The 19,273-nt window shown below is 41.6% G+C and carries 15 protein-coding genes; 9 read left to right on the top strand and 6 right to left on the bottom strand.

From position 1 onward, the window contains the following. Positions 1-2 precede the first annotated feature (2 nt). From C7E02_RS00265 to C7E02_RS00285, 5 genes are all read left to right on the top strand, one after another. The gene (locus C7E02_RS00265) at positions 3-380 is read left to right on the top strand and encodes a RidA family protein (protein ID WP_022279828.1); all 378 of its coding nucleotides are present in this window, start codon (positions 3-5) and stop codon (positions 378-380) included. Between the two features lie 26 nt (positions 381-406). Beyond that, entirely contained in the window at positions 407-1,237 is an 831-nt protein-coding gene (locus C7E02_RS00270) for an Mrp/NBP35 family ATP-binding protein (protein ID WP_005339188.1), read from the top strand. A 440-nt stretch (positions 1,238-1,677) separates the two neighbouring features. Continuing rightward, complete coding sequence (locus C7E02_RS00275) at positions 1,678-3,006, top strand: putative DNA modification/repair radical SAM protein (RefSeq protein WP_022279829.1); 1,329 nt, start codon at positions 1,678-1,680, stop codon at positions 3,004-3,006. Then, a complete protein-coding gene (locus C7E02_RS00280; protein WP_105308511.1) occupies positions 2,984-3,757 on the top strand; it encodes a TIGR03915 family putative DNA repair protein in 774 nt (257 codons plus the stop codon). Before C7E02_RS00275 ends, C7E02_RS00280 begins: the two co-directional genes overlap by 23 nt. A gap of 78 nt (positions 3,758-3,835) precedes the next feature. Next, entirely contained in the window at positions 3,836-6,253 is a 2,418-nt protein-coding gene (locus tag C7E02_RS00285; protein WP_105308512.1) for an ATP-dependent DNA helicase, read from the top strand. Between the two features lie 332 nt (positions 6,254-6,585). Here C7E02_RS00285 and C7E02_RS00290 read toward each other — a convergent pair whose 3' ends face one another. The 5 genes from C7E02_RS00290 to C7E02_RS00310 all read right to left on the bottom strand — a co-directional run bounded on the left by C7E02_RS00290 (position 6,586) and on the right by C7E02_RS00310 (position 10,293). Further along, positions 6,586-7,422 (bottom strand): hypothetical protein, encoded by an 837-nt coding sequence (locus C7E02_RS00290; protein WP_005339193.1) that lies wholly within the window; start codon positions 7,420-7,422, stop codon positions 6,586-6,588. Further along, positions 7,416-8,117 carry an ABC transporter ATP-binding protein gene (locus C7E02_RS00295; RefSeq protein ID WP_105308513.1) on the bottom strand — a complete coding sequence of 234 codons (702 nt, stop codon included), beginning with the start codon at positions 8,115-8,117 and terminating at the stop codon, positions 7,416-7,418. Before C7E02_RS00295 ends, C7E02_RS00290 begins: the two co-directional genes overlap by 7 nt. Position 8,118: 1 nt before the next feature. Continuing rightward, positions 8,119-8,487 (bottom strand): GntR family transcriptional regulator, encoded by a 369-nt coding sequence (locus C7E02_RS00300; RefSeq protein ID WP_005339195.1) that lies wholly within the window; start codon positions 8,485-8,487, stop codon positions 8,119-8,121. Between the two features lie 198 nt (positions 8,488-8,685). After that, complete coding sequence (locus C7E02_RS00305; protein WP_105308514.1) at positions 8,686-9,597, bottom strand: deoxyribonuclease IV; 912 nt, start codon at positions 9,595-9,597, stop codon at positions 8,686-8,688. Positions 9,598-9,606: 9 nt separating this feature from the next. Next, positions 9,607-10,293 (bottom strand): flavin reductase, encoded by a 687-nt coding sequence (locus C7E02_RS00310; protein ID WP_005331488.1) that lies wholly within the window; start codon positions 10,291-10,293, stop codon positions 9,607-9,609. A gap of 206 nt (positions 10,294-10,499) precedes the next feature. Here C7E02_RS00310 and argS point away from each other — a divergent pair, with 206 nt between their 5' ends. After that, positions 10,500-12,266 carry an arginine--tRNA ligase gene (argS, locus tag C7E02_RS00315; protein WP_105308515.1) on the top strand — a complete coding sequence of 589 codons (1,767 nt, stop codon included), beginning with the start codon at positions 10,500-10,502 and terminating at the stop codon, positions 12,264-12,266. 95 nt (positions 12,267-12,361) lie between these two features. Further along, complete coding sequence (locus C7E02_RS00320; protein ID WP_029731874.1) at positions 12,362-13,504, top strand: serine-tRNA(Ala) deacylase AlaX; 1,143 nt, start codon at positions 12,362-12,364, stop codon at positions 13,502-13,504. Here the strand turns inward: C7E02_RS00320 and C7E02_RS00325 are convergent. Then, positions 13,479-14,351 (bottom strand): LysR family transcriptional regulator, encoded by an 873-nt coding sequence (locus C7E02_RS00325; protein WP_005339204.1) that lies wholly within the window; start codon positions 14,349-14,351, stop codon positions 13,479-13,481. The genes C7E02_RS00320 and C7E02_RS00325 overlap by 26 nt on opposite strands. A gap of 181 nt (positions 14,352-14,532) precedes the next feature. Here C7E02_RS00325 and C7E02_RS00330 point away from each other — a divergent pair, with 181 nt between their 5' ends. Both C7E02_RS00330 and C7E02_RS00335 read left to right on the top strand, forming a co-directional pair. Further along, a complete protein-coding gene (locus C7E02_RS00330; RefSeq protein WP_105308516.1) occupies positions 14,533-15,231 on the top strand; it encodes a TIGR01906 family membrane protein in 699 nt (232 codons plus the stop codon). 134 nt (positions 15,232-15,365) lie between these two features. Beyond that, positions 15,366-19,133: a phosphoribosylformylglycinamidine synthase gene (locus tag C7E02_RS00335; RefSeq protein WP_105308517.1), complete on the top strand. Its 3,768-nt coding sequence runs from the start codon at positions 15,366-15,368 to the stop codon at positions 19,131-19,133. The last annotated feature ends 140 nt before the right edge of the window (positions 19,134-19,273 follow it).

Raw genomic sequence — 19,273 nt, forward strand, 5'->3', positions numbered from 1 at the left:
TTATGAAAGTAATCGCAACAGAAAAAGCACCGGCAGCAATCGGACCATATTCACAGGCATATGTTAATAACGGAGTTCTTTATACATCCGGACAGCTTGGAATCAATCCTGAGACAGGAAATCTTGGCGGAGATACAATCGAAGAGCAGACTGAGTGGTCTTGCAAGAATGTAGGAGAGATTTTAAAAGCAGCAGGTACAGATTACGAGCATGTACTTAAAACAACATGTTTCCTGGCTGATATTGCTGATTTCGGAGCATTCAATGAAGTTTATGCAAAATATTTCACATCTAAACCAGCAAGAAGCTGTTTTGCAGTGAAAGATCTCCCTAAGGGAGCACTGTGCGAGATCGAGGTAATCGCAGCAGTAGAAGAGTAAAAGGGGCCAGAAAGGAAGTTTTAGTTATGTCAGAGAATCAGAACGGCTGCTCACCATCCGATTGTCAGGGGTGTGCACATGCAGGGACTTGTAATAGTAAACCGCAGGATTTTCATAAACCGGCGAATGCAAAATCACACATTCGTAATGTGATCGCAGTTGTCAGTGGAAAGGGCGGAGTCGGAAAATCGATGGTAACTGCATCATTGGCAAGAATGATGAGAGAACAAGGATTTTCTGTAGGAATTCTGGATGCAGATATTACAGGACCGTCTATTCCGAAGATGTATGGAATCCATGATACAGCAAAAGGAAGCGATGATGGAATCTTTCCGGAGATTGCAAAAGACGGAACAAAGATTATGTCTGTCAACCTGCTTTTACCGAATGAATCGGATCCGGTAATCTGGAGAGCACCGATTATTACAAGTGTTGTGACGCAGTTCTGGACAGATGTTATCTGGGGAGATCTGGATTATCTCTTTGTAGATATGCCGCCTGGAACTGGTGATGTTCCACTTACAGTATTCCAGTCTCTTCCGGTGAATGGAGCAGTGATCGTAACATCTCCACAGGATCTTGTGCGTATGATCGTAGAGAAAGCTTACAAGATGGTAAGACAGATGAATATTCCAGTGCTCGGAATCGTAGAGAATTACAGTTATCTGACTTGCCCGGATTGTGGAAAGAAGATTTCCGTATTTGGAGAAAGCCATATCGATGAAGTGGCAGCTGAGTTAGGTATTCCGGTTCTTGGTAAGATGCCGATTGATCCGGCTCTTTCTGAGATGGTAGAGAATGAGAAGTTCTATGAAGTTTCGAATGAGTACCTGGCAGATGCAGTAAATAAAATATAAGAAGATTACAAGGAATACTTTGAAAAATATTTGCTAATAAGAGTGCAGAGATGTACTTCATGTAACAATAAAAGAAAGAGTAACCGACTGATATGTGAGAAGAAAGATATCAGTTGGTTATTCTTTTTTTATCCTAATTTCATGTAATTAAAATAATGTTGGTACCAAAAGCTCCAACTATGATGCCTACGGATTGTTTCGTGCTTTGCACTCCCACAATCCTCCCAATTATTCGCATATCGTGGGATTGTCATCCCACTTTTAGGCTCATATTGGGGCGGGCCCCAAGGTCTTTCATCCACTTATGAGCAAGCTCATGTGGATGAAAGACCTTTTGACCCTGGCATCGTTAAAATATAAATTGACAAATCGAACAAATGTTCTTATAATAAAAACAGAACAGATGTTCGCATTATGATATTAGGAAAGCAGGAAAGAATATGAAGATACAGAATTCCATGTCTATCTATGAAAAATTAAATATTTTATCGGATGCAGCAAAGTATGATGTGGCGTGTACTTCCAGTGGAACGAAGAGAAAAGGTGATGGTTCCGGAATGGGAAACTGTACACAGTGTGGAATCTGCCACAGTTTTTCTGCAGATGGCAGATGTATTTCACTTTTAAAAATCCTGTTTACGAATGAATGCATTTTTGACTGTAAGTACTGCGTGAACAGAAGAAGTAATGATGTAGTGAGGACTTCTTTTACACCTGATGAAGTTTGTACGCTTACAATGGAATTCTATCGGAGAAATTATATTGAAGGACTATTTTTAAGTTCCGGCATTCTGGTAAGTCCGGATTATACGATGGAGTTAATCTGTGCAACACTTTATAAGCTGAGAAAAGAGTGTAATTTTCAGGGATATATCCATGTGAAAGCCATTCCGGGAGCAAGTCAGGAACTGATCCAAAAAGCAGGATTTCTGGCGGACAGAATGAGTGTGAATCTGGAACTTCCGACAGCAGAAGGATTGAAACTATTGGCACCGCATAAATCCAGAAAGAATATCCTCGCACCGATGAGACTCATCCAAGAAGGGAGGAATGAAAATAGCCGTGAACTGTCATTATACCGTCAGGCACCGAGATTTGTACCGGCAGGGCAGAGTACCCAGATGATTATCGGAGCAACTTTGGAATCGGATTATCAGATTATGAAGGTGACAGAGAGTCTGTATAAGAAGTTTGAATTGAAACGAGTGTTTTATTCTGCATTCGTACATGTGAATGAAGATAAAGCACTTCCGGCAAGGACAGATGACGGACCGCCGCTTCTTAGAGAACATCGGCTTTATCAGGCAGACTGGCTGCTTCGTTATTATCATTTTCAGGCAGATGAATTACTGTCGGAGGAGGAACCTAATTTTAATGTTCTGTTTGATCCGAAGTGTAACTGGGCGCTGAAGCATCTGGAGTATTTTCCTGTGGAGATCAACAGGGCAGACTATGAGATGCTGCTCCGTGTACCAGGTCTTGGATATAAATCAGCAACAAGAATTGTGAAAGCGAGAAGACTTGGAATGCTGGATTTTGCAGATCTTAAGAAACTTGGAGTAGTACTGAAACGGGCGGTGTATTTTATTACCTGTAATGGGAAGACCATGTATCCGCTCAGGATAGAAGAGGAATCCATAGCCAGAAATCTTCTGGATTCCAGAGAAAAACTGCCACAGGAGGTGAGAAATCTCGGTTACAGACAGCTTTCATTATTTGATGATGTCAGGTTCCGGGAGAATTTCTATGAAAAAGATTTATGTGTGTAATGATACAATCACAGGAATATTTTCTGCAATTTATGATGCATGGAAAGAAGGAAGAGAAGAAAAAGAGTGTGGGATTGCAATAAAGGGAATGTTAGAACAGGAGCTTTTTTGTGAGTACATGTTGGTGGAGGAGAATCTTCACAAGGAACAGGCAGTAGAACGATTGATCCGAAAACATCTGGGAGGACAGGCTTATGCTGATATCTGGCATGCATCTCTTGCTTCGGATAAGGATAAGGCAGATGCAATTTATGGGACAATGCTGGCTGCAAGAAGGCTTCGTGACAGTAAAAAGGTTATGGAACATTTGAGCCACCCACAGGTGGAACGTGTATTTGAACTGCGCAGGAAGGTAGGAAGTGAAGCCCATAATTATAAAGGATTTTTGAGATTTCGGGAGTTGTCTGGCGGGATTTTGTATGGAGGGATTGCACCAAAGAACAGGATACTGACTTGTATTGCTCCACATTTTGCTAACCGGCTTCCACAGGAAAACTGGCTGATCCATGATAAGACACATCATATGTATGCAGTGCATGAGGCGGGAAAGGAATGGGTATTGGTAGAAAATGAATGGATTCAGGAGGAGAGGCTGGGGCATATATCGGAAAATGAACAGATGTATGCAAGTCTGTGGACTGCTTTTTGCAGGACAATATCTATTGAATCCAGGGAGAATCCAAGAAGTCAGATGCAGCATCTTCCACTCAGATATCGGCCGGAGATGACTGAGATGGCAGGCGAGGTGTAAAATTACTTTAAAATATTTTATATTTATGTGTTATAATATGGGCGTTTACAAGAAGTGTCAGGGAAAGGAAGAAACACAATGGATCTTGAACAGCCTGTGATTCGCATTTCTGTGCGAAATCTGGTGGAATTTATACTTCGTGCGGGAGATATAGACAATCGAATAGCGTCGACAGATAAAGATACTATGCAGCTTGGAAGCAGAATCCACAGGAAGATTCAAAAGCAGATGGGTCCGGATTATCATGCAGAGATTTCACTAAAATATGAGATTCCATGTAAAGATTTTACGCTGAAACTGGAAGGAAGAGCAGATGGAATTATTGAGCTTCCGGAAGGAATTGTCATTGATGAAATTAAAGGTGTGTTAAGAGAACTGAATCAGATTAAAGAGCCGGTACCGGTACATCTTGCACAGGCAATGTGTTATGCGTATATTTATGCGGCATCTCATAATTTGCCGGAAATTGGTGTGCAGATGACTTACTGTAATATGGAGACAGAGGAGATAAAGCGTTTTCAGAGTGGTTACATATTCGAAGATTTGGAACGGTGGTTTTATGAGCTGATCGGAAAGTATGAAAAGTGGGCGAGATATCAGATTCAGTGGAAGAAAAAGAGAGATAAGTCGATCAAGGATGTGGAATTTCCATTTGCATACAGAGAAGGGCAGAAGAACCTGGTAACCTCGGTATATCGGACGATACTTAGAAAAAAGAAGCTGTTTATTCAGGCACCGACCGGAGTTGGAAAGACGATCGCAACATTATTTCCGGCAGTGAAAGCAGTAGGAGAGGGATTGGGAGATAAGATATTTTATCTGACAGCGAAGACGATCACAAGAACAGTAGCCTGGCGGGCATTTGAGACATTACGGGAACAGGCGCTTCGCATGAAAGTAATTGTTCTGACAGCAAAAGATAAAATTTGCTTTTGTGAAGAGACAAATTGTAATCCAGATCATTGCTCTTATGCGAAAGGACATTTTGACCGGGTGAACGATGCAGTCTATGAACTTCTGACATCTTCTGATGAACTGAACCGGGAGATACTAGAGGAACAGGCAAGAAAATGGAAGGTGTGTCCGTATGAGATGAGTCTGGATGTGGCGGTCTGGGTTGATGCAATTATCTGCGATTATAATTATGTATTTGACCCACAGGCGCATTTGCGCAGATTTTTCGGAGAAGGAAATAAAGGCGATTATCTGTTTTTAATTGATGAAGCACATAATCTGGTGGAACGGGGCAGGCAGATGTACAGTGCCAGTATCTGCAAAGAAGATTTTCTTGGAATCAAGAAAAAGGTCCGGTATGAGGATGAGAAGCTAACAGAGAGACTGGAAGATTGTAACCGGGGGCTTCTGGCAATGAAACGGGAATGCGAAGAATATAAAGTTCTAAATAGTGTATCGCATATTTACCTCAAGCTTTTAAATCTGATGACAGAACTGGAACGTTTTCTGGAAGAATGTGAGAAAGAAGATATCCGGGAAGAAGTTCTGGAGTTTTATTTTCACATTCGAAGCTTTATGGATATACATGAGCGGTTAGATGAGAATTATGTGATTTATAGTGAACTGGATGGGGAAGGGAAATTCCGGGTACATCTGTTCTGTGTCAATCCAGCGGGAAATTTGGGAGAATTTCTGCAAAAGGGAAACAGCACAATTTTCTTTTCAGCTACATTATTGCCAATTACATATTATAAAAAACTGCTTTCCACGGGAAAAGAAGATTATGCAATCTATGCAGAATCCCCATTTGATGTAGAGCATCGCCTGCTAATGGTTGGAGGAGATGTAAGTACAAAGTACACACGGAGAAATGAAGAGATGTATCAGAGATATGCCAGGTATCTGTGGAAGCTTGCAAATGGAAAGAAAGGGAACTATCTGGTATTCTTTCCGTCTTATCGTTTTCTGGAAGATGTCTATGAAGCTTTTGAAAAGATTCAGGAAAAGGAAGAGTTAGAAGCCTTCCCGGCTTTGGATCATCAAATTACTTGTGTGACACAATCTCAGTCTATGTCAGAAAAGGGCAGAGAGGAATTTTTGAATACATTTGAAGAGGAAAGAAAGGAAAGCCTGATTGGATTTTGTGTCATGGGTGGTATCTTTTCAGAAGGAATTGATTTGACGGAGGATAAGCTGATCGGGGCCGTGATTGTAGGCACAGGACTGCCACAGGTTTGTCGAGAACGGGAGATTTTAAAGGATTATTTCGATCAGCACGGGCAGAGGGGATTTGACTATGCTTATCTGTATCCGGGAATGAATAAGGTACTTCAGGCAGCCGGACGTGTCATAAGAACAGACGAGGATAGAGGAGTGATATTGTTGCTGGATGATCGCTTTTTCGACAGGCGGTATCAGGAGACTTTTCCAAGAGAATGGGAAAACCAAAGAAGCTGCAGCCTTGGAAATATGGCAGAGCAGATAGAAGAGTTCTGGAAAAAAGAAAAGGAAGAAGCACAGACCGTCCGGAAAAAAGAATAAATATTGATGCATTGTTTTTCTCGCGTCAGGCGGTCTGTGATTTTGCAGATTCATATATATCAGCTGGGAGATGACTCCCACCTCTATAGGTGGTGAGAAACAAGCTGGTATCAGTGGTGGGAGTCAATCCCCCAGCCGATATAGCCTCCGGCAGGGCGCAAAACCATTGTCCGGTGGACAATGGTTTTGCGCCGACCGAAACGGAGTGTAGACTTGCAGAGGTGCGCAGTAGAAGTATGTCATGCAATTGCATGACGCGCACCTCGCAGCAAGAATGCCGAGGCATTCTTGAACTGGTCTATGTTGTGAATAATGCTGTTGCTGTATAACGATTATGCCAGATTTAATTTACGGTTCAGACGATAATAAGTAATAATATAAAGAATCACACTCCATATAATCATCAAAGCCAGAGAGATTCCCAAAAGACCGAGCATATACTGAGATGGTGTAGACATATAAAGTGTTGCACTTGTTTCAATAGTTACAGTCTGGGTGTTTAGCAGCCCAAGTGGGATAAAAATCAAAAGACAGCTAATGCTTTCTACAAATGTAACGATAAAGTACATGGCAACAGCGCCAAAGACGCGATGACCGGTAAATATCTGTCCCAGAGAGATGCAGGCGTAATATAATATAACATTTGCAACTGTTCCGGCTATCATGAAAAAGATGTAAAAGGCAATTGATCCAAAGACTCCAAGATGGGATCCCAAACCGAAAATTTCCATTAGGAGAGCTTTATTGACGGAGAGAGAATCTTTTACATATGGCACCCAGGCAGCAATGTATATAGCGGCAAAGAGTCCAATTATGTCGATTATGCACCAGATTGTTCCTGCAATGACTTTTGCAAACAGGAGAGTTCCTTTTTTGACCGGAAGGGTGTGGGTCAGATATCCTTCGTCAGAGTATGTACTCTTATAAAAATGCACAGCAATGATAATTGAGGTTGCAAAAGCAACACAGGTAAGCAGGATAATACCAAAAGAAACAGTCAATCCAAGAATTAAGAAGTAAGTATTACCCAAGTTATGAACATTGTTGGCTGTAAGTCTGCCTGTGATCAGTATACGGATAAAAAATGCATATATAAGCAGAAATGCATGAATGATGATTAAAAAACGATTCATGGCTTTCATATCGTATTTGATGATTTTTCCTAACATTTGAATACCTCCCGGAATAATGCGTCAACAGATTTCTTTTGTTCTGACCGGATATCATCGACGGTTGCATTTAATACGAGTTCACCGTTCTGGATAAAGAGTACGCGGTCTAAAATATTTTCAATATCGGAAATCAGATGTGTTGAGATCAAAATCGTTGCATGTTCATTGTAATTATTTAAAATCGTGTGTAAGATGTAATCTCTGGCAGCAGGGTCAACACCTCCGATCGGTTCATCAAGTATATATAGTTTGGAGTCACGGCTCATAACAAGAATCAGTGCTACTTTTTCCTGATTTCCTTTGGAAAGAGTTTTCAAACGTGCTGTCTGATCTATGTTCAGGTCCTTCAGCATCGAAGTGGCTCGGATTTTGGAAAAATCTTCATAAAAGTCAGCAAAGTAAGAAACCAGATCCTGGATTTTCATGGAACCGTCCAGATAACTGTGGTCTGGGAGATAGGATACGATATTCTTACTGTGGACACCAGGAAGTTCTCCGTTGATAAGAACAGTCCCTTCTGTCGGTGTTAAGAGGTCGTTGATCAGTTTGATCAGTGTAGTTTTCCCGCTACCGTTTGGACCAAGCAGTCCGATGATCTGACCATGGTTCAGTGTCAGGTTCAGATTGTGGAGAGCGTAGGCACTTTTATTGTACTTTTTGGAAAGCCCTTTACATTCTAAAATGGGTTTCATATTATTTTTCCTCCTTCATTGTATCTTGAACCAGTTCCAGGATTTCCGGTCTGGTAAATCCAAGATGTTCCATTGATTTTAAAAATTCACGGATATGCTCGGTGGCAGTCTCTGTTTTTAATTGTTTTATCATTGTTTCGTCCTCCGTAATAAATCGTCCGCTTGTACGGCGGGAGTGTACCAGACCAATTCTCTCCAGTTCGGAAAGTGCTTTTTGCATTGTGTTAGGATTTACGGATGCTTCCATAGCAAGTTCGCGAACAGAAGGAAGTTTGTCCCCGGGTTTATAGGTGCCGGAGATAATATCATGTTGAATTCGTTCCATGAGCTGAAGATAAATGGGACGGTCACTATCTAAATTCCATGGCATATTATGTACTCCTTTCATTTTGTATTATTGTACTATCTGAGTAATACAATAATACAGACGCTCGCAAGTGTCAAGCACAATTGTGAAAAAATGATTCATTTAAATATCAGGGGGCATTTTACAAGAATCTGTCAGTAGAGTTTGCTGGAAATGAGTAACAAAAAAGCAGCAAACCATGAAGATTTACTGCTTATATTTTTAATTTTCATTTTCTGCAATAATATTATCCGGAAAATTCTTATCGAACTGGCTGGCTCTTAACATTGCAATCTCATATTTGTATGGTGCGTAAGATTTCTTCTCTTTTGTTGGAGAAGGAATATATGGAGTTTCAAGGATTTTCGGAATTTGTTCAAAATCCGGGTGGTGTACGATATAGGAGAGGGCATCGAATCCAATTTCTCCAGTGCCGAGATTGGCATGCCTGTCTTTCTTTGCACCACGCACATTTTTACTGTCGTTAATATGAAAGACCGCAATCTGATCTTTACCGATCAAATGATCAAACTCGTCGATCACACCGTCGAAATTACCACGGATATCATAACCACTGTCGTGAGTGTGGCAGGTATCAAAACAGACACGCAGCTTGTCGCTGTAGACTACGCCGTCATAGATTGCTGCAAGTTCTTCAAAAGACCGGCCAAGTTCCGATCCTTTTCCCGCCATGGTTTCCAGTGCAATATGAAGAGGCGTGTCTTTTGTCAAGACTTCATTGAGCCCCTTTATGACCTGTTGAAGTCCGGTTTCAATTCCGGCACCGACGTGGGCACCAGGATGCAGAATCAAAGTCTGGCTTTTGCAGGCGGCCGCGCGGTCAATTTCTTTTGCCAGAAATTCCACGGCCAGTTCATATGTCTCAGGTTTTACGGTATTACCAAGATTGATAATATAAGGAGCGTGAACGACGATATCTGAAATATTTTTTTCGTTCATATAGTTCCAGGCGGCATCAATATTGAGTTCAGAAATCTCTTTTCTTTTGGTGTTTTGTGGTGCTCCTGTATAGAACATAAATGTATTTGCTCCATAGGATTCAGCTTCTTTTGCAGAACCAAGGAGCATGCTTTTTCCGCTCATGCTGACATGAGATCCAAGTTTTAAATTCATAGTTAACCTTTACCTTTGCTTAAATTTATCCTTGCCCTGTTTACAGATTGGACAGACAAATGTGTCTGGAAGTTCTTCAAATGGAATATCACCATCATAGACATATCCGCAGATACTACACACCCATTTGCCATTTCCGGAGGAATTACTGGAGGTGATTGAAGAATCAGAAGAAGCAGAATCTACCGTATCCAGATCTTCCGGCTGGTAAGTCGGTGCATTTTTCGGACTCTTGCCTTTGATGATATTGTGATAGTAGGCATAGGTCATAGGTGTTTCCTGATTCAACATATCACAGTCAATGATTTCCCCAAGAAAGACTGTGTGGGTATTTGTTTCCATTTTATCGATGACCTTACAGACAAGATAACCGCATGCATCATCGACAACGGCAATATTATGCTTTGTAATAAAAGGAACATTCATAAACTTGTCCACATCTCTGGAAGACTGAAATCCAAGCTGGCTGATGATATTGGGGTCAGTCTTTTCAGAAAGTATGGAAACTGCGAACATTCCACTTTTTTCAATGCATTCATGCGTATAATTATCATGATTCATACTGACAGCTAAAGTTGCAGGGGAAGAAGTAATCTGCATAATACTGTTGGCAATGCAGCCGGACATACGATTCTCCCCAAGTGCCGAAACGGCATATACACCATAAGATAAATTTCGAAGTACTTTTTTGTTCATAGGTAACCTCCCATCTTGTATAATAACAGTAATTATTACTATTATAATAGCATGGATTTGCTGGAATAGCAACCAGACTTTCTAAAAAAGCGTTGAAAATCTTGTGTGTGAAAAGAATTAAGGTTGTTGGCTTTATTTTCTTGTGCTAAAATACAATGTGACATATTTTGTAAATGAAAAATTACGATAAATAAGAGGTAGAGAGCATGAAGAGAATATCAGATTTTATAGCGGAAGAACTGGCAGCAGCTTTCGAAGCAGCAGGATATGACAGGAATTATGCAAAAGTAACATTGTCGAACCGCCCGGATCTTTGCGAGTATCAGTGTAATGGTGCTATGGCAGGAGCAAAAGCTTATCATAAAGCACCGATTATGATTGCACAGGATGTTGTGGCAAAATTAGAAGGAAGTGGTTGCTTCTGCGATGTTCAGGCAGTAAATCCGGGCTTTATCAATCTGAAATTAGACGAAAGATTTGTAGCAGATTATCTGGATGAGATGGAGACGGATGAAGACCTCGGACTGAATAAGACTGACAAGCCTAAGATGATCGTGATCGACTACGGCGGACCGAACGTGGCAAAACCGCTTCATGTAGGACATCTTCGTTCTGCAATTATTGGTGAGAGCGTAAAACGAATTGCAAGAAAAATGGGACATAATGTTCTTGGAGATATCCATTTGGGAGACTGGGGATATCAGATGGGACTGATCATTACGGAATTAAAGGAAAGAAAACCAGAACTTCCATATTTTGATGAGAATTTTAAAGGAGAATATCCGGCAGAGGCTCCATTTACCATATCTGAGTTGGAGGAGATCTATCCGACAGCAAGTGGAAAAGCAAAAGAGGATGAGGAGTACAGAGAGCGTGCATTGCATGCCACATATTTACTCCAGAACGGACATAAAGGTTATACAGCAATCTGGAACCACATTATGCATGTATCTGTAAATGATTTGAAGAAGAACTATGCGAACCTGAATGTGGACTTTGATCTGTGGAAAGGTGAGTCTGATGCACAGGCTTACATTCCGGATATGATTGAGCAGCTAAAAAAAGAAGGATTTGCACATGTCGATGACGGAGCTCTTGTGATTGATGTACAGGAAGAGTCAGACACAAAGGAAATTCCACCATGCATGATCCAAAAGTCAGATGGAGCATCTCTCTACGGAACGACAGACCTTGCAACGTTGGTTCAACGAGTGGAAGATTACCATCCGGACAAAGTCATTTATGTTGTAGATAAGCGTCAGGAGTTACATTTTGTACAGGTATTCCGTGCAGCAAAGAAGACAGGAATCGTTCCTTCTGAGACAGAACTGAAATTCTTAGGTTTCGGTACCATGAATGGAAAAGACGGCAAACCATTTAAGACAAGAGAAGGTGGTGTTATGCGTCTGGAGAATCTGATCGCTGAGATTCAGGAGGAAATGTACAAGAAGATCACAGACAACCGTACTGTAGAGGAAGAGGAAGCGAAGAACACTGCGAAAACGGTAGGTATGGCTGCAATCAAGTACGGGGATCTGTCCAATCAGGCTTCCAAAGATTATGTCTTCGATGTAGACAGATTTACTTCCTTTGAGGGAAATACAGGACCGTATATTCTGTACACCATCGTGCGTATCAAATCTATCCTGAACAAATACCAGGAAGAAGGAAAAGCGGTCACTGGACTTAAGGTAAATCAGCAGTCCGGCGAGAGCGAGAAAGCATTGATGCTTGCGCTGGTAAAATATAACGAGATGATGGAAAATGCTTACGAAGAACTTGCACCACATAAAATCTGTGCGTATATTTATGATCTTGCAAATGCATTCAATCATTTTTATCATGAAACCAAAATTCTGGCAGAGGAAAACGAAGCAAAGAAACAGGGATACATTGCACTGCTTATACTGACAAAGAAAGTATTGGAGTCCTGCATTGATGTTCTTGGATTCGAAGCACCAGAGAGAATGTAATGATAACAAGGTCGGATTGTGGGAGTGCATAGCACGGAGCAATCTGAAGGTATCATGAAGAGTAGTATATATTACAGGAAGGATTTATAGGTAACATGACAGACAAGTTGTACTACGAAAGTAGTCATAGAAGAGATTTTGAGGCACAGGTAATTTCATGTGAGCCGGAAGGAGAAGGATACAAAGTAGTTTTGGATAAGACAGTATTTTTCCCGGAAGGCGGCGGACAGTATGCAGATACAGGAATTCTTGGAGGGGTTCATGTGCTGGACGCGCAGGAGAAGGATGGAATTATCTATCATTACACAGATGGCGCACTGACACCGGGCGAGATCGTTAAAGGCGAAATTGACTGGGAAAAGAGATTCGAAAGTATGCAGCAACATAGCGGCGAGCATATCATTTCAGGAATTGTACATGGAAGATTCGGATACAACAATGTAGGATTCCATCTTGGAGCTGATTACTGTACGATGGATTTTGACGGACCGATTACAAAGGAGCAGTTGAAAGAAATCGAAGAAGAGGCGAATCGCATCGTTTACAAGAATTTGAATATAGAGATTCTTTACCCGACAAAGGAAGAGTTGAAAGATCTGACTTACAGAAGTAAGATTGAAATTGAAGGGCAGGTCCGTATTGTGAATATTCCGGGCGTGGATGTCTGTGCATGCTGTGCACCACACGTAGATAGAACTGGGGAGATTGGAAATATCAAACTGGTGGATATGGTGTCATACAAAGGCGGCGAACGCATCACTATGTTAAGTGGAAGCCGTGCACTTACAGATCATCAGCAGAAAGAGGAGAGCGTGAAGAAGATTTCTGCACTGCTCTGTGCAAAGGATACAGAAGTTGCCGAAGCTGTAGAAAAATTAAAAGAAGAGCAGCTTGACCTGAAAAATCAGGTGTCTGCTCTCAAACAAAAATTACTGGCTTATCAGGCAAAGGAGATTGACGTTACTCCGGAACTGGTAAAGGTATTTGACAGTGAACTTAGTGGAAATGAACCGAGAGAACTAATGAACCTTCTATTAGAGAGAGGTGCAAAGATTTGTGCAATTTTTGCAGGAAATGATGAAGAAGGATATCGTTATGTTATCGGAAGCCATTCTGAAGATGTAAGAGTGATCAGCAAAAAATTAAATGAGGCTTTCCAGGGCCGTGGCGGTGGAAAACCTCAGATGGTGCAGGGATCCTTAAAAGGAACTGCTAAAAATATTTCAGAAATTCTGTAGCTGCCTTGGAGATGGGAACGCGGTCATTGTAAGCAATGACCAGTTCTCTCACCGGCAGTTTTTCTTTTGTCTCAACAATAAATAATTTTTCCAGATCTTTTCCGGTAACACAGTAATCGGGTATACATGCAATGCCGAGCCCGATTTTTGCAAGGTCAATGAGAAGATCATTACTGCTCAGCTCAATTTCCGGCACGAGATCTAACTGGTGCTGTAAAAAGAGATTATGCAGGAATTCGCTGGTTGTACTTTTTTTATCCAGCATCAGAATCGGATGTTCTAAAAGTTCTTTGTAGCTTAAGCATCTTCCGACAAGTTTATCAAAAGAATGATTTGCAACAAACACGTCCTGGAAAGAGCGGATATGTTTTGTTTCACAGTTTCCGAGATATGGATTTGGAGAATTGACAACAATCAGGTCAACCTGTCCATTTTCTAATAGTTCTACACAGTGGATAGAAGTTGCATTTGTTACTTTGATGTGAGCTCCCGGAAATTCCTTATGGAAACGCTCCAGGTAAGGAACAAGAAAATAACGGCAGATAGTGTCACTGGCACCGATGCGAAGTTGTCCTACACCTTCAGAAGCTTCTAAAAGCTGGATTTCCCCACGGTGAATCAGATTCATAGCTGGTTCCACATGACGAAGAAGCAGTTCGCCTTCCGGTGTCAGGCGTACCTTTTTGGTACTCCTGATAAAAAGCTTTTGATTTAATTTTTTTTCCAACGCTTTGATAGACTGGCTTACGGCTGACTGAGAGATAAATAATTTATTCGCAGCTTCCGAAAAACTTAGTGTAGTTGCTACGTGGTAAAACACTTTATATAATTCGTAATTAATATCCATAATAAGACTCCCTAATAAATACTAATTTGATTATAAGGTAAATTAATGCAAAATGCAATGGCAGAATTTGTTTTGAAGTGATTTTTCTATACAGATATGAGATATCTTGGTATAATACTAGAGATAAAAACCTGGATCGCAAAAAATGCGCAGGTAGTTTAGGAAAGAAAAGGAAGATAACATGAAGATCTGGTACAGAGTTACCATTACATTTACGATGCTCCTGGTAATCTTTGCATTGCTGATTACTGGATTTCAGCTTGCAGTTTATGGAGACAGCCATTACGGATTTTATAAAAAGGAATATGAAAAGTACCGGGTCACGGACGATCTGAATATGAAGATTGACAATGTGATGGCAGTGACAGAACATATGATGGCTTATCTGATTGGAAAGGAAGAAAAGCTGTCAATTGTCACAGATGTGGACGGTGAGCATCAGGATTTCTTCAATGAACAGGACAGGCTTCACATGGCAGATGTGAGGAATTTGTTTCTGGGAGGTTTGAAGCTTCGGAATTATGCGGTGATTCTTGCAACTATTTTAATGATTGTTCTTAGGGCAAAAAAAGCAGATTTCCGAAGACTGGTTCCGCTAGGATATTTGCAGGCGCTGTTTGTTTATCTTATTTTGGCGGCAATTCTGGGAGTTGCCATGAGCATTGATTTTACAAGCTGTTTTACGCTGTTTCATAAATTGTTTTTTACAAATAATCTCTGGATCTTTGACCCGGAGACAGATTATATGATCCGCATGCTGCCAGAAGGATTTTTCTCAGACATGGTAATCCGGGTCGGCGTGATATTTATCGTATTACTTGCCGTGCCGGGAGTTGCAGCGGTCGTGTACAACTGGAAATGGAAAAAAGAAAGAAATTAGTAAAACTTATAAAAGGATTTAAATATATTAATTTTAATAATAATGATGGGTATGTTACAATGAAATAAATAATGAGGATTTAAAGTAACAGAACTATTACCAAATAAAAATATAAACACAATGGAGGAAGACGAATGAGTAATGTAAGAAGAGTGTATGTTGAGAAAAAGGGCAGCTATGATGTCCAGCAGAAGGCACTTGCACATGAGATTCGCAATTATCTTGGAATCAAAGACGTAGAGTATGTGCGTATCCTGAATCGTTATGATGTGGAGAACGTATCAGATGAGACATTTGAAAGAGCATGCAATGGTATCTTTGCTGAACCGCCGGTAGATGTCCTTTGGAACGAGGAGGCTCCTGTTGGTTCCGGAGACAGTCTGTTTTCCGTAGAATTTCTTCCGGGTCAGTTCGATCAGAGAGCAGATTCTGCTGTTCAGTGTATCCAGTTCGTAAAAGAGGACGAGCAGCCGGTCATCCGTACTGCAACGACTTATATTATTCATGGTAAGAATGGAGCTATTACAGAAGAAGAACTTCAGAAGATTAAGGAACACTGCATCAACCCGGTAGACTCAAGAGAAGCAGCAGAGGAGAAGCCGGAGACACTAGTGACAAAATTTGACGAGCCTGCTGATGTTATTGTATTTGACGGATTTAAGGATATGAAAGAGGAAGAGCTTAAGAAATTATATGATTCTCTTGGACTTGCAATGACATTCCGTGACTTCCAGCATATCCAGAATCATTTCAAAGGGGAAGAGCACCGCGATCCTTCCATGACAGAGATCCGCGTACTGGATACTTACTGGTCAGACCATTGCCGTCATACAACATTTTCAACAGAACTTACAGAAGTTTCCTTTGGAGACGGAGATTATCGAAAACCGATGGAAGATACTTACAAGCAGTACCTTCGCGATCACAGCGAGATTTTTAAAGGGCGTGAGGACAAATTTGTATGTCTGATGGATCTTGCATTGATGGCTATGAGAAAGCTGAAAAAAGAAGGCAAGCTTCAGGATCAGGAAGAGTCAGATGAGATCAATGCCTGCAGTATTGTTGTACCGATTAAGGTAGATGGCGTGGAAGAAGAGTGGCTTGTGAACTTTAAAAATGAAACACACAACCATCCGACAGAGATTGAGCCTTTTGGTGGAGCTGCTACATGTCTTGGCGGAGCAATCCGAGATCCATTATCAGGACGTACTTATGTATACCAGGCAATGCGTGTGACCGGAGCAGCAGATCCGACTGTATCTATCAAAGATACAATGAAAGGAAAGCTTCCTCAGAAGAAACTGGTTCGTGAGGCAGCTCATGGATATAGTTCTTATGGTAACCAGATCGGACTTGCAACTGGTGCAGTTAAGGAAATCTATCACCCGAATTATGTGGCAAAACGTATGGAAATCGGAGCTGTTCTCGGAGCAGCACCAAGACGTGCAGTAATCCGTGAGACTTCAGATCCTGGTGATATCATTATCCTGCTCGGTGGACGTACCGGACGTGACGGCTGCGGTGGAGCAACCGGATCTTCTAAAGTACATACAGAGGAGTCTATCGAGACTTGTGGAGCAGAGGTACAGAAAGGTAATCCGCCGACAGAGCGTAAGATCCAGAGACTGTTCCGCAGAGAGGAAGTCAGCAAATTAATTAAGAAATGTAACGACTTTGGAGCCGGAGGAGTTTCTGTTGCAATCGGAGAACTTGCAGACGGACTTCAGGTAGATCTGGACAAAGTACCGAAGAAATACGCAGGACTTGATGGAACAGAAATCGCAATTTCTGAGTCTCAGGAGCGTATGGCTGTTGTTGTAGACCCGAAGGATGTAGATGAATTTATGGGATATGCAGCAGAAGAGAACTTAGAGGCAACAAAGGTAGCTGTCGTAACAGAGGAGCCAAGACTTGTATTATCCTGGAGAGGTAAGAAGATCGTAGACTTATCCAGAGCATTTTTAGATACTAACGGTGCTCATCAGGAGACAAAAGTAGCTGTAGATATTCCAAGCCGCAAAGACAGTATCCTCGTAAGAGAAGAAGTGACAGATGTCAAAGAAAAGTGGATGGAGACATTAAAAGATCTGAATGTGTGCTCACAGAAAGGTCTTGTGGAAATGTTTGACGGTTCCATTGGAGCATCTTCTGTATTTATGCCGCATGGCGGACAGTATCAGATGACAGAGACACAGGCTATGGTTGCAAAGCTTCCTGTACTGACAGGAGACTGCGATACGGTTACAATGATGAGTTTCGGATTCGATCCGTATCTGTCAACATGGAGTCCGTACCACGGAGCTATTTACGCAGTGACAGAGTCTGTAGCAAAAATTGTGGCAGCAGGAGGAGATTACAGTAAGATCCGTTTCACATTCCAGGAGTACTTCCGCCGTATGACAGAGGATCCACATAGATGGAGCCAGCCATTCGCAGCACTTCTTGGTGCTTACAGTGCACAGCTTGGATTTGGTCTTCCTTCTATCGGTGGAAAAGACAGTATGTCCGGAACATTTGAGCATATTGATGTACCACCGACACTGGTTTCTTTTGCAGTGGATGTGGCAACAGAAAAAGATATTATTACACCGGAGCTTAAGAAAGCAGGAGATAAGCTTGTATGGCTTCAGATCCCGACAGACGAGTATGATGTTCCGGTTTATGAAAAAGTTATGGACCAGTATGGTAAATTTACTGCTGATATCCATGACGGCAAGATTGTGGCAGCTTATGCACTTGACAGACACGGAATCGTTCCGGCTGTCAGCAAGATGGCATTTGGTAATCGCATGGGTGTAACATTAGATGCGAGCGTAGAGGCAAAAGACTTGTTCGCACCTGCATTTGGAGATCTGATCGCTGAAGTTCCGGCTGACAAGCTGGATGGACTGACGATTGATTACACAGTCATCGGTGAAGTGACAGAAGAGCAGAATTTTGAATACAAAGATACAAAGATTGCCCTTGCAGATGCCCAAAAAGCATGGGAGAGTACACTAGAGAGCGTATTTGCTACAAATTCCAAAGCAGAGGGACAGGACGAGAAGATCGACACAGGTCTTTTTGATACAAAAGAAGTACATATCTGCGAACACAAGATCGCTCAGCCGACTGTATTTATTCCGGTATTCCCTGGAACAAACTGTGAGTATGACAGCAAGAGAGCCTTTGAGAGAGCAGGAGCAAAAACAATCGTAAAAGTATTCCGCAATATGAGTGCTTCCGATATTGTAGATTCTGTCGATGTATTTGAAAAAGCAATCGCGCAGTCTCAGATGATCATGTTCCCAGGTGGATTCAGCGCTGGTGATGAACCGGATGGTTCTGCGAAATTCTTTGCAACTGCATTCCAGAATGCGAAGATGAAAGAGGCGGTTGAGAAACTTCTTGGGGAGCGTGACGGGCTGGTACTTGGTATCTGTAATGGATTCCAGGCTCTTGTAAAACTGGGACTTGTTCCAAATGGAACAATTACAGGACAGACAGAGGATTCTCCGACACTGACTTACAATACAATTGGACGCCACATTTCTAAGATGGTGTACACGAAAGTAGTCAGCAACAAGTCTCCATGGCTTTCCGGAGCAAAGCTTGGCGGAGTTTACACAAACCCGGCATCTCACGGAGAGGGACGTTTTGTTGCAAGCAAAGAGTGGCTTGACAAGCTGATCGCAAATGGACAGGTTGCAACTCAGTACTGCGACCCACAGGGAAATGTATCTATGGATGAGACATGGAACATTAATGGATCCTATCTTGCAATCGAAGGTATCACCAGCCCGGATGGAAGAGTATTTGGTAAAATGGCCCATTCAGAAAGACGTGGACGTTCCGTTGCAATGAACGTTTACGGAGAACAGGATCTGAAGATCTTTGAGTCTGGAGTGAAATATTTTAAATAAAAATAATCAGGCGCTTGCAAATTTTGCAGGCGCTTGTTCTGTATTTTGGCAAAAATACAAAATTATGCAGGAAATGAAAATTAAAAATGCACAAAATATAAAAATAACATTTTTTTGCAAAAAAATCTTGTGTTATAAAG

Source organism: Dorea sp. Marseille-P4042, assembly GCF_900290215.1.
GTDB lineage: Bacteria > Bacillota > Clostridia > Lachnospirales > Lachnospiraceae > Dorea > Dorea formicigenerans.